The sequence below is a fragment of the Mesorhizobium sp. M9A.F.Ca.ET.002.03.1.2 genome, from assembly GCF_003952365.1.
GTDB lineage: Bacteria > Pseudomonadota > Alphaproteobacteria > Rhizobiales > Rhizobiaceae > Mesorhizobium.
On record NZ_CP034443.1, the window covers coordinates 2,151,708 to 2,163,678 of the forward strand.

The 11,971-nt window shown below is 64.6% G+C and carries 9 protein-coding genes; 5 read left to right on the forward strand and 4 right to left on the reverse strand.

All coding sequences use genetic code 11. The features are described from left to right. Positions 1 to 182: 182 nt before the first annotated feature. On the reverse strand, positions 183 to 1,709 hold the full coding sequence (locus EJ066_RS10670; RefSeq protein ID WP_126037467.1) for an ABC transporter substrate-binding protein: 1,527 nt from the start codon (positions 1,707 to 1,709) through the stop codon (positions 183 to 185). Positions 1,710 to 1,823: 114 nt separating this feature from the next. After that, complete coding sequence (locus EJ066_RS10675; protein ID WP_126037468.1) at positions 1,824 to 3,398, reverse strand: NAD(P)/FAD-dependent oxidoreductase; 1,575 nt, start codon at positions 3,396 to 3,398, stop codon at positions 1,824 to 1,826. A 121-nt stretch (positions 3,399 to 3,519) separates the two neighbouring features. On the opposite strand from EJ066_RS10675, the gene EJ066_RS10680 reads away from it, so the two are divergent. From EJ066_RS10680 to EJ066_RS10705, 5 genes are all read left to right on the forward strand, one after another. Then, entirely contained in the window at positions 3,520 to 4,311 is a 792-nt protein-coding gene (locus tag EJ066_RS10680; RefSeq protein WP_126037470.1) for a cyclase family protein, read from the forward strand. 304 nt (positions 4,312 to 4,615) lie between these two features. Then, positions 4,616 to 6,187, forward strand: coding sequence for an NAD(P)/FAD-dependent oxidoreductase (locus EJ066_RS10690; RefSeq protein WP_126037472.1), 1,572 nt, complete (start codon positions 4,616 to 4,618; stop codon positions 6,185 to 6,187). Beyond that, positions 6,187 to 6,666, forward strand: coding sequence for a MarR family transcriptional regulator (locus tag EJ066_RS10695; protein ID WP_126037474.1), 480 nt, complete (start codon positions 6,187 to 6,189; stop codon positions 6,664 to 6,666). The genes EJ066_RS10690 and EJ066_RS10695 overlap by 1 nt, the downstream gene beginning before the upstream one ends. A gap of 48 nt (positions 6,667 to 6,714) precedes the next feature. Then, a complete protein-coding gene (locus EJ066_RS10700; protein WP_126037476.1) occupies positions 6,715 to 8,868 on the forward strand; it encodes an indolepyruvate ferredoxin oxidoreductase subunit alpha in 2,154 nt (717 codons plus the stop codon). Next, positions 8,861 to 10,459, forward strand: a complete 1,599-nt coding sequence (locus EJ066_RS10705; protein WP_126037477.1) for an indolepyruvate oxidoreductase subunit beta family protein — start codon at positions 8,861 to 8,863, stop codon at positions 10,457 to 10,459. The genes EJ066_RS10700 and EJ066_RS10705 overlap by 8 nt, the downstream gene beginning before the upstream one ends. A gap of 96 nt (positions 10,460 to 10,555) precedes the next feature. Here EJ066_RS10705 and EJ066_RS10710 read toward each other — a convergent pair whose 3' ends face one another. Both EJ066_RS10710 and EJ066_RS10715 read right to left on the reverse strand, forming a co-directional pair. Further along, on the reverse strand, positions 10,556 to 11,011 hold the full coding sequence (locus EJ066_RS10710) for a pyridoxamine 5'-phosphate oxidase family protein (RefSeq protein WP_126037479.1): 456 nt from the start codon (positions 11,009 to 11,011) through the stop codon (positions 10,556 to 10,558). 290 nt (positions 11,012 to 11,301) lie between these two features. Further along, entirely contained in the window at positions 11,302 to 11,835 is a 534-nt protein-coding gene (locus tag EJ066_RS10715; protein ID WP_189644471.1) for a DUF2380 domain-containing protein, read from the reverse strand. Positions 11,836 to 11,971: the final 136 nt, after the last annotated feature.

An 11,971-nucleotide genomic window follows, 5' to 3' on the forward strand; every position in this document is an offset into this window, starting at 1 on the left:
CTAGAGCGTTTCTAACGAACAGGCCCCCTCATCCGGCCGCTTCGCGGCCACCTTCTCCCCAAGGGGAGAAGAGGGTCGCAGGCGGCTGAGCCAGCCTCTTCTCCCCAGCGGGGAGAAGTTGGCCCGAAGGCCGGATGAGGGGGCCTGCGCAAGCGGAGAAGGCGCACCTCTTCGCGCCAATATCAGGCCGGGGTCATCAGCGCCGGCAGCAGCGCGCCGGACACATGCTGCACGACATTGACGCCCTTGGCATGCACGATCGGCTGCGCATACTGGATCAGCGGCAGCACATAGGCCTGCTCGGCGATATATTTGTCGACGGCCTTCCAGCCGGCGATGCGTTTGGCCTCGTCCTTCTCGCCCCAAAGCGGGTTGATCATGTCGATCAGATCCTGGCTGTCCCACACCGAGTGCGGGCTCGGGCCATACGTGGCAAAGCCGGTCGAGGTGGTCGGATCGCCGATGGCGTTGCCCCAATTGTAGAAGGCCGCCGGCGCCAGCTTGTCGGCGGCGCGCAATTCGTAGTGCTTGGCGATCTCGTAGACCTCGATCGTCGCCTCGATGCCGACCTTTCGCCACATGCCGACAATCGCCTGGACCATCTCGTAATCCTTGGGCTTGAAGCCCTTGGTCGTCTGTATGGTGAACTTGACCGGTTTTTCCGGCGAATAGCCGGACGCGGCCAGCAATTCCTTGGCTTTTTCCGGATTGTGTTCGACCTTGATCGACGCATCGTAGGCCGCGTATTCCGGCGTCTCAAGTGTGTCGATCGGCAGGCCGTAGCCGCGCAGCAGCCGGTCGACCAAGAGCTTCTTGTCGACTGCCATCACTGCTGCCTGGCGGACGTTCTTGTCCAGCATCGCGTCGATGTCGTTGAAGAAGACCATGCCGATGTCGGAAACATTCTTGAGCGAGCCGGCAAGCCCGTCCTTGGCGATCAGGCGGTCATATTCCTCATAAGGAATTTCGAGCGTGACCTGCGACGAACCGGACTCGATTTCGGCGACGCGGCTCGCCGCGTCGGTGACGAACTTGATCGTCACATTCTCGAAGGCCGGCTTGCCGCCCCAGTAGTTCGGGTTGGCCTTGAGCCGCAGGAACGCGTTGCGCTCGAACTTGTCGACCATATAGGGGCCGGTGCCGATCGGCGCCTTCTCGAAACCTTCGGCCCCGACCTTCTCGTAATAGGCCTTCGGCATGATGTAGCCGGTCAGGAACGACATCCACTTGAAATAGACCGGGTCAAACTGCACGACATCGCCTGATATCTTGTTGCCGTCGATCTTGAAGTTGTTGACGTTCTTCCAGACGAACTGGATCGGGTTGCCGGTCTTTTCGTCGCCCGCCCGCTGCAGCGACCAGACCACGTCCTCGGCGGTGAACGGCGAGCCGTCGTGCCAGGTGACGCCGTCGCGCACCGTCATCATGATCTTGGTGCGGTCGTCGTTCCAGCCCCATTCGGTCAGCAGGCCCGGCGCGAAGGACAGGTCCGGCTTCTGCGGAATGAACTGGTCGAACACCGACTGGTAGAGGCCCTGGATGGTCGGGTTGACCGCCGAAGGCCCGGTGGTCGGGTCCCAGGACGGCAGGTTGACGTTGTAGGCGATGGTCAGTTCGCCGGCCGCCTTGGCCGTTTGCGGCAGGCCGATGACGGTGGCGCCAAGCGCCGCTGCGCCATATCCGAGCAATTCGCGTCTGTTGATTGTCATGGTCGTTCCCCTGTTGGTTGTATTTTCTTTGCGCGGCGTCTGTCTAATCAGTGGGTTCAGGCTCCTTGGGCAACCGCGCCTCGCTCGTCCTTCACCCTAGAAGAAGTCCTGGCTCTACCTCCCGCCAAGCTGTTGGGCGAGCATGTAGCCCGAGGCAGCACCGGTGCCGGCACCTGGCCATGTTGCAGCACCAGTGAGATGCAAATTCGTGACCGGCGTGTTCCAGCCGGCATAACCACGCGCCGGGCGAAACAGGAAATTCTGCGCCAGATGATGGCTGCCGCAGATCTGGTCGCCGCCGACGAGGTTGGGGTTCTCGCGTTCGAGGTCCAGCGGCGAGAACACGGCGCGGCCGAGGATTTTTTTGCGAAGGCCGGGCGCATAGGTCTCGATGATATCGAGCACGCGCTCGGCGTAGCGTTCTTTGATCTGATCCCAGTGAGCCGGCGCGATTGTGCCCGCCGCATCGCCAAGGATCTCGGCAGGCAGCATGCGCACCTGCACCCACAGCACGTGCTTGCCTTCCGGTGCGCGCGTCGGGTCGATCGCGGTTGGCTGGCCGACGACCAGCACCGGCTCGTCCGGCAGCATGCCCGACATGGATTGCTGATAGGTCCGCGACATGGCGTCGAGCGACGGCGACAGATGGACATAGGCGAATTGCCGAAGCTCAGGCCCGGCGCGCCAGCCCGGCAGATCGTCCAGCGCCAGATGGATCATCATCGTGCCCGGCGCGTGGCGGAACTTTTTCATCGCCGTGTCGAAGCCGGCGTCGCCTGAACCATCAGGCAGCAGTTTGCCGGGCAGCGCCCCGGGCGCCACACCGGCGATGACGGCCTTGCTGGCGGTATGGGTCTCGCCGGAAGCGAGCCGTACACCGGTCGCCTTGCCGGCAGAGACCGTGATCTCGGCCACCTCCGCTTCGGTGGCGATCTTGCCGCCGGCAGAAGTGACCATGCCCGACAAAGCGCGGATGATGGTGTCGGCGCCGCCCTTGCCGAGCACCATGCCGAAGCACTGGTTGGCCATCGACTCAAGGTAGGGGAACACCGCGCCGCCCGCGATGTCCGGCGCGAAATCGAGATGCATACCCCAGGTGGCGAGCGTCGCCCTGACATGTGGAGACTCGAAAGTCTCCTCCAGCCAGGCGCGGGGTGAAGACAGCAGCAACCGGCCGGTGTCGAGCGCCCCGGCCAAGCCCTTCTTCCGCCACAGCTTCCATGTGGTGCCGGCCAGCGCCCGGCCGCTCATCGGCGCGCCCAGCAGCCGGAACAGATGCTCGGCTTCCGCCGGGAAAGCCGCCACCAGCCGGCGCCATGTCGCGGCATCGGCCGGGGAAAGAGCGGCCATCCGGGCAGCGGTCTTTTCCAGGTCGTTACTGACGCCGAACCAGCTCCCGTCCGGGAAGGCGCTGGCGAAGCAATCGGCGACCGGCGCGAATTCCAGCCCGTGGGCTTTCAATTCATTTGCATATTTCTTGTGAAAGGCCGAGCCGGCGAACAGGCTCAGATTCATCGCGCCGAAATCGTGCCGGAAGCCGGGCAGCGTGAATTTGCGGGTCTGGACGGCGCCGCCGATTGTTGCGCTGCGCTCGAAAATCCCTGTTTTCCAGCCCTTGAGCGCCAGATGCGCGGCGCATGCCAGACTGTTATGGCCCGCCCCGACGAATATGGCGTCAAACTCGCTCACGCCCACCCAACCCATTTCCTTTATGCTTAAAGATAATTGCAGATGCATATGTTTTCGTCTAGTAGGATATTAAGGGCCGCAACGAGCCTTCAGAGCCATCCAAGAAGAGGGAACAGAGACCATGGACACGCAACAACTCCTCGGCGAGGTCGCCGGCCAGCTTCTTTCAGGCGCCATCCAGGTGGTCGACCTGACGGCGCCGCTCGGTCCCGACACGCCGCTGATCAAGCTGCCGCCCGAACTGGCGGTGGACACGCCGAAGATCGAGATCCACGCCATCTCCCACTTTGACAAGAACGGGCCGTGGTGGGCGTGGAACTGGCTGAAACTCGGCGAGCATTCGGGCACGCATTTCGATGCGCCCAACCATTGGATCACCGGCAAGGACTATCCGGACGGCGGCACCGACACCATTCCGGCGCAGAACTTCGTCGGCCCGGTCAATGTCATCGACTGTTCGAAGCAAGCCGCCGCCGACCATGACTTCCTGCTCACCGTCGACCACATCAAGGCGTGGGAAGCCGAGCACGGCGCCATCAACGCCGGCGAATGGGTGGTGATGCGCACCGACTGGTACAAGCGCAACGGCTCGGAAGCCGAATTCCTCAACGCCGACGAGACCGGCCCGCATACGCCCGGACCGACGGCAGAAGCGATCCAGTTCCTGATCAGCAAGGACATCAAGGGCTGGGGCAGCGAGACGATCGGCACCGACGCCGGCAAGGCCGGCGGCATGGAGCCGCCGTTCCCGGCGCACAGCCTGATGCACAAGGCCAACCGCTACGGCCTCGCCAGCCTCTGCAACCTCGACCGGTTGCCGCCGAAGGGCGCGATCCTGATCGCGGCACCGCTGAAGATCGAGCACGGCACCGGCAGCCCGATCCGCGCGCTGGCGCTTGTGCCACGGCAATAGGACGAGGTGGCGGTCTTCGGGAGAAGATCATGCTCGCAGACAACGCTGTAGTGATGGAGTCGGAGCGGCCGCCTTGTGGCGCCGCCGCTCTACGGCGCCCCCCTCTGTCCTGCCGGACATCTCCCCCTCTAGGGGGGAGATCAGCGGCTTCGGCGCCCCGTTTATTCCTGCCACGTTGGAAATTGGCGAAGGCAGTGATGACCGATCTCCCCCCTAGAGGGGGAGATGTCCGGCAGGACAGAGGGGGGCGCGAAGGAACGCCAACTTGCGCGATTGAATCTCAGCTTCCAGCGAGCAACCCTCTATGACCGCCCCCGATCACGTCATCGTCGGCAGCGGCATCAACGCGCTGGTCTGCGCGGCGATGCTTGGCGGCAAGGGGGCGAAGGTGCTGGTGCTCGAGCGCAACGACCGCATCGGCGGCTGCATGCGCACCGAGGAGATCACCGCGCCCGGCTTCATCCACGACGTGATGGCGACGACCTTCGTCCTGTTCATCACCTCGCCGGCCTATGCGGCGCTGGGCAAGGATCTGGCGCGGCACGGCCTGGAATTCTGCAACACCGGCACGCCGACCGGCGTGCTGCGGCCGGACGGCAGCCACGCCATCCTGTGCACCGATCGCGCCGCCAATGTCGCGGCGGCCAACGCGCTTGCCGCGGGCGATGGCGACCGGCACGGCAGCGATGTCGGCGAGATCGAGCGCAACGCCGGCCTGCTGTTCGGGCTGCTCGGCGGCAGCCTGTGGTCCTATCCCACGACCAAGCTGCTGGCGGGCGAAGCCTGGCGGCGCGGGCCACGCGGCCTTGCCGGCTTTCTCGGCCAGGCTCTGGTGCCGGCGCGCGGCTGGCTGGAAAGCACCTATCAATCCGAAACCATCCGCGCGCTGTGGGCACCCTGGGTGCTGCATGCCGGGCTCGGGCCCGAAGATGCGTTTTCCGGCCAGATCGCCAGGGTTATCGCGTTTGCGCTCGAAGCTGCCGGCGCGCCGATCGTCAAGGGCGGCGCCAGCAACCTGCTGGCCGCTTTCGAGGCGCTGATCAAGGAGCGCGGCGGCGTGATCCGGACTGAAGCGGACGTTGCCTCCATCATCCAGAGCGGAGGCCGAGCCACCGGCGTGCGGCTAGCTTCGGGCGAAACAGTCATCGCGAACAAGAGCGTCATCTGCTCGGTCACGCCGACCCAGCTTTACGGGCGTCTGCTCGGCGACGCGGCCCCGAAAGCCGAGGTCGAAGCAGCGCAAAAATACCGCTACGGCAAGGGTAATTTCCAGATCCACTATGCCTTGGACAAGCCGCCGGCATGGCGGGGCGACGGCCTGGACAAGGTCGCGCTGCTGCACCTGACGCCGGGGCTCGACGGCGTGTCGAAAGCCTGCAACGAGGCGGTGCGCGGCGTGCTACCGGAAGTGCCGACGATCTGCGTCGGCCAGCCGCACGCGCTCGACCCGTCGCGCTGTCCGGACGGCAAGGCGATCCTGTGGCTGCAACTGCCCGAGGCGCCACGCACCGTCAAGGGCGATGCCGCCGGCAAACTCGAGACGCCGGCCGACGGCCGTTGGACCGAGGCGCTGCGCGAAGCCTATGCCGACCGCGTCGAGGCCATCCTTGCCGGCCATATCGACGGGTTCAAGGACAGCGTCATCGCCCGCCGCGCCTATTCGCCGGCCGATCTGGAAGCGATGAACGTCAATCTGGTCGGCGGCGATCCCTATGGCGGCTCCTCTACCATCGACCAGTCGTTCCTGTGGCGGCCGTTCAAGACGAGCCGCAATCACGATACCGGGATCAAGGGCCTCCACCATATCGGCGCCTCGACGCATCCCGGCGCGGGCTTGGGCGGCGGCTCCGGCTTCCTGCTGGCGGGGAGGTTGTGATGGAACAGAAGGTTGAAAAGCGCCAGCGCATCTCCACCTTGGGCCAGATCGGCCTGCAGCAGTTCGCGCCCTATCTGATGAACCGCATCATGGGCCGCTACAACGCCACCTTGCGCGACGATTTCCGCAAGCAGGGTCTGACCATTCCGCAGGTGCGCACACTCGCCGTGCTGTCGGTCACCGACGGTGTCACCGTCAACGATCTCTCGGTTTATACGGTCATCGAACAATCCACGTTGAGCCGGACGCTCGACACGCTGGAAGGGCAAGGGTTCGTACGGCGGGAGCAGGGAGTCACCGACAGCCGCATCCGCCATGTGTTCTTGACCGACGAGGGTCGCGCCGAGTTCACCCGCGCCTGGCCAGCCATGCATGACGCGTTCGAGGCGATGTTCGACGATGTCGACGATGCCGAATACGCGGCGCTGATCGCCACACTGCAGAAGATGCTGAAGAACATTCGCAAGCACGACATTTGACGATCTCACGCGCCGCCAGATTTCGGCGGTTACGGAAGGAGCCAAAAAATGGCCGAACGATCTTTTGCCAAGGAAGTCGAGAAGCTCAGGCTCGGCGCCGGCGAGGAGTTTTCCGGCGAAGGCATTCTCGCCATCACCAAGGCGCTGCTGCAATGCGGCGTCGGCTATGTCGGCGGCTATCAGGGCGCGCCGATCAGCCATCTGATGGACGTGCTGGCCGACGCCCAGGACATTCTGGGCGAGCTCGGCGTGCATTTCGAGGCGAGCGCTTCCGAAGCGACCGCCACCGCCATGCTGGCGGCTTCGGTGCACTATCCGATCCGCGGTGCGGCGACCTTCAAGTCGACGGTCGGCACCAATGTCGCGTCGGACGCGCTGGCCAATCTCGCTTCCGGCGGCGTCACCGGCGGCGCGCTGATCATTGTCGGCGAGGATTATGGCGAGGGCTCCTCGATCATGCAGGAGCGCAGCCACGCCTTCGCCATGAAGAGCCAGGTCTGGCTGCTCGATCCGCGGCCGAACCTGCCGTCGATCGTCAAGGCGGTGGAGGACGGCTTCGAGCTGTCGGAGGTCTCGAACACGCCGGTCATGCTGCAGGTCCGCATCCGCTGCTGCCACGTCCATGGCCGTTTCATCGCCAAGGACAACAAGCGACCGGCGATGACGGTGGCCGATGCGCTCGATGCGCCGCGCCGCGACACCGGCCGCATCGTGCTGCCGCCCGCCTCGTTCCTGCATGAGAAGGAGAAGGTGCAGAAACGCTGGCCGGCGGCGGTCGATTTCATCCGCACCAACAAGATCAACGAGTTCTTCGGGCCGGAGCACGGTTCGGTCGGCATCGTCATGCAGGGCGGCATGTACAATGCGGTCATCCGGGCGCTGCAGCGCCTCGGCCTTGCCGACACCTATGGTGTGACAGACGTGCCGCTCTATGTGCTCAATGCCGTCTATCCGCTGGTCGATGACGAGTTCCTGTCCTTCTGCGAAGGCAAGGACGCCGTGCTCGTCGTCGAGGAAGGCCAGCCCAACTATATCGAGCAGGCGTTTGCCGCGATGCTGCACAAGGCCGGGCGCGGCACGAAGCTGGTCGGCAAGGAACATCTGCCGATGGCCGGCGAATACACCGGCCAGGTCATGCTCGACGGCATCGGATCTTTCCTGCGCGCCACCATCCCCCATCTGCTGCCAAGCGAGGTCCGCGCCCCGAACAAGATCGGCGACGGGCTCGATACCGCCGACCTGATCAATGTCGTTCCGGGCCGTCCGCCCGGCTTCTGCGTCGGTTGCCCCGAGCGGCCGATCTTCGCCGCCACCAAGCTGGTCGAGCAGGAGCTCGGCAAGCATCACATCGCCTCCGACATCGGCTGCCATCTGTTCTCGATCATGCCGCCCTTCGAGCTTGGCGCCACCACCATGGGCTACGGGCTGGGGCCGGCTTCCGCCTCGGCCTTCAATTCGCCCGACGCCAGGCGCCGCTCGATCTCCTTCGTCGGCGACGGCGGCTTCTGGCACAACGGCCTGACCTCGTCGATCGGCAATGCCGTGTTCAACAAGAATGACGGCGTCATCGTCATCGTCGACAACTTTTACTCGGCCGCCACCGGCGGTCAGGACATTCTGTCGTCCCGCGCCGGCAACAAGACGAAATCGACGAAGCACCCGATCACCGAGGCGGTGAAGGGCATGGGCGTCAAATGGCTGCGCCATATCGACCGCACCTATGATGTCGGCAAGATGCAGGAGACCCTGCGCGAAGCGCTGACGACCGACGAGAAAGGCCCGAAGGTCATCGTCGCCTCGTCCGAATGCATGCTCAACCGGCAGCGGCGCGAAAGGCCGTTGGTCGACAAGGCGATCAAAGGCGGAGCGAGGATCGTCAAGCCCAAATTCGGCGTCGATGAGGACATCTGCACCGGCGACCATGCCTGCATGCGGCTGTCCGGCTGCCCGTCGCTGTCGGTGAAGTCGCTCGACGATCCGCTGCGCGACGATCCGGTGGCGCATATCGACCAGAACTGCGTCGGCTGCGGCAATTGCGGCGAGGTTGCCGATGCGGCGGTGCTGTGCCCGTCCTTCTACCGCGCCGACGTGGTGCACAATCCCACCCGCTGGGACCGTTTCCTGGAAGCTGCCCGTCGCGCCACGATCGGCCTGTTGCAGCGGCGCCGCGAAAGCCGGCGCCTGATGTTCGCCGATGCTTGACGCCGTCCCCTCATCGCGCTCGAAAGCCGGCGCTCCTGATGACGAGCGCGTCATCAAGCTTGCGGTGCTGGCGGTCGGCGGCCAGGGCGGCGGCGTGCTGGCGGACTGGATCACCGATGTCGCCGAGCGCAACGGTTACGTCGCGCAATCGACCTCGGTCGCCGGCGTCGCCCAGCGCACCGGCGCCACCATCTATTATGTCGAGATGGCCAGAGACACCGGCCGCCTGCCGGTCTTCGCCCTGTCGCCGTCGCAGGGCGACGTCGACATATTGATCGCCGCCGAACTGATGGAGGCCGGCCGCGCCATCATCCGCGGCTTCGTCACGCCCGAGCGCACGACGCTGATCGCCTCGTCGCACCGCATCGCCGCCGTGTCGGAGAAGATCGAACCCGGCGATGGCAGGGCCGCGTCGTCAAAAGTGCATGCCACGGCTGAAGCGGCGGCCAAGCGCTTCATCGCCTTCGACATGGAAAAGATCGCCGCCGACAACGGCTCGATGATCTCGGCCAGCCTGCTCGGCGCGCTGGCGGGGTCCGACGCGCTGCCGTTCACCCGCGAGAGCTACGAGCAGGCGGTCAGTGCCGGCGGCCGCGGCGTCAAGGCCAGCCTTGCTGCCTTCGGCGCGTCCTATGATCGCGCGCGCGACATCACGAGTGCGCCGGCTCCGGGCGACAAGACCGCAGAGCCTGGAGTTGCCGAAACCGGCTCGGGAGCGGCGGCAAAAGTGAGCGGACCAGAAAGCCTGCTGAGGGGCTGGCAGGACCTTGCGGCCCGCGTCGATGCGCTGCCGCTTCCCGCGCGCGACATGGCGCTTCGCGGCCTGAAAAAAGTCGTCGACTATCAGGACATCGCCTATGGCGGCGAGTATCTCGACCGGCTCGACCGGGCCGTCGCGCTGGACAGCGCCGACCATGGCTACGCGCTGTCGATATCAGCGGCAAAGCATCTGGCCAACGCCATGTGCTACGATGACATGATCCGCGTCGCCGACCTCAAGACGCGTTCGACCCGCGACCAACGCGTGCGCCGCGAGGTCGGCGTCAAGGACGGAACGGTCCTCCAGGTGACCGAATATTTCCATCCGCGCATCGAGGAATTCTGCGGCACGCTGCCGGCCGGGCTGGGCAGCTACATCGAGGCGCGGCCGAAGCTTGCCGCCTTTCTCGACCGCCGCATCAATCGCGGCCGCCGCATCCGCACCGACAGCTTTGTCGGCTTTGCCGCGCTCTGGTTCATCGGCGGCCTGCGCCGCTGGCGCCGCCGCCTGTTGCGCCACAGGGTCGAGACCGCACATCTCGATCGCTGGTATGCGCTGGCGCTCGGCCATGCCGGGGAAGACTACGCGCTTGGCACGGAGATCCTCAACTGCCGCCGGCTGATCAAGGGCTACAGCGACACCCACGCCCGCGCGCAATCCAAGTTCGATCGCGTGCTGTCGGCGCTCGACCTGGTCAAGGGCCGCGACGACGCCGCCGACTGGATCCGGCGCCTGCGCGAAGCAGCACTCAAGGACGAAAAGGGCGACATGCTCGACGGCGCGCTGAAGACGGTGGCGTCGCTGGGCAATGGACCCGCTCCACCCACATGATCAGTGAGATCGCAACAACTCCAGACCTGCATCGCGCGCGTCCCGCACCGGACGAGCGCGGCGGCAACGGCGGCGCCTACTCCCGTCAAAAAGCGCTTAGCAAGTGACAAGGTCTGTGTGGCCGAAGCCCTTGGAGTAGTCGAGCACCGAGATGACCGTCGGAGTGACGCGGAATATGTGGACATCCTCCGGGGTCGGCATCGGCACTGGCAGCGGCGCGACCTGCTCGGGATACTTCAGCGGAAGCATACGCAAGACCTTAGCCGCTTCGGCTGGATCAGCCACCGCTTTCGCGTGCGCCGCCATGGACAGGCCGGTAATCGCCATCAAATCCGAAGTGTCGTGATCGATCGTCACCGACACCCGATCATCGCGCGCCAGATTCGCCGCCTTTTGGCTGTCCAGGCCGCAGAGGAAGTAGAGGGCGAGGCCTTCGTTCACGTAACCGACGGTCGTCGCCTGCGGCCAGCCATCCGGCCTTAGCGTGGCGATCGTCATGATCCGGTGTTGGTCCAGCAGCGTCAGGATCTTCTTTTTGAGCTCTTCGTCCATCGGTCGTCTCCATGATCGCGGGCAATCCAAATGATGGGCGATCATCCGGCCACCCAGCTGCTTTGGCGTTGACGCAAGTCAAACCATGGCGCCCGACAAACTAGGCACCGTTGATGCGATCGAACACGGAGTTGGAAAAGTCGAGCTGGTGAGGACTGCGCCGCGTTCGGGGGCAGCAGCGGCGGCGACACCACAACAACGCGTTGGGGCATTCCTGCCTGTCTGATCACCTGCGCTGTTGCGTTGCTGTCGGGGCGACCCATTTCGGTCGCCGGACTTCCTGTGCAACCCTACGGAATGCAGTGCTTCTCGATGTCGCGCGCCGTGAACTCTGCGGCTCGTCGCCACGCTTCGTCGGTATCCCCCCGGTAAGTCAGGTATCGATCGCAGACAGGTTTGTTGCCGTTCAAATCCAGCACTGCAAACTTCACCCAGCCAACCAGCGTGCTCATTTTGTGCATCTGACCGATCAGGAGATATTTCGCGCGGGCTGTTCTTGCCTGCTTCGAGAGATCGACAAGGCCGGGGTCCTTGATGGTGCACTGTTCTGCCTGACAAGGTAACGCGACGAGGTCGATCTTCTCCGAAAGAGCATCGTGCAAGGCAACGCCAAATGCCTTCAGCCGCGCTTCGTGCTCGGCGGTCTGGTCCCTGACCTCGCCGGATGTATCCTTGAACTCGAAATCCGCCACAGCGAGGGTTGTTGGTTCGGCGACGTCGGCAAAAGCGGCCGACGCAAGCACGCCAGCGCCGACCAGGGTCAGGAGAAATTGTCCGCACTCAAAAAGTCGAAATCGTACTTCCGCGCATTGCACCCTGAACATCTCGGTCTCCGAGGTAGGGACGATAGCCGTCCCAATGGCGGTGCCCATCATCTCTTCGCGTCGTTGGAGGCGCGGAAAGCAAGCGCAAGACTACCCAGTTGCGTCGCAACGTCAATGTTCCGCCCGTTGCGGTTTC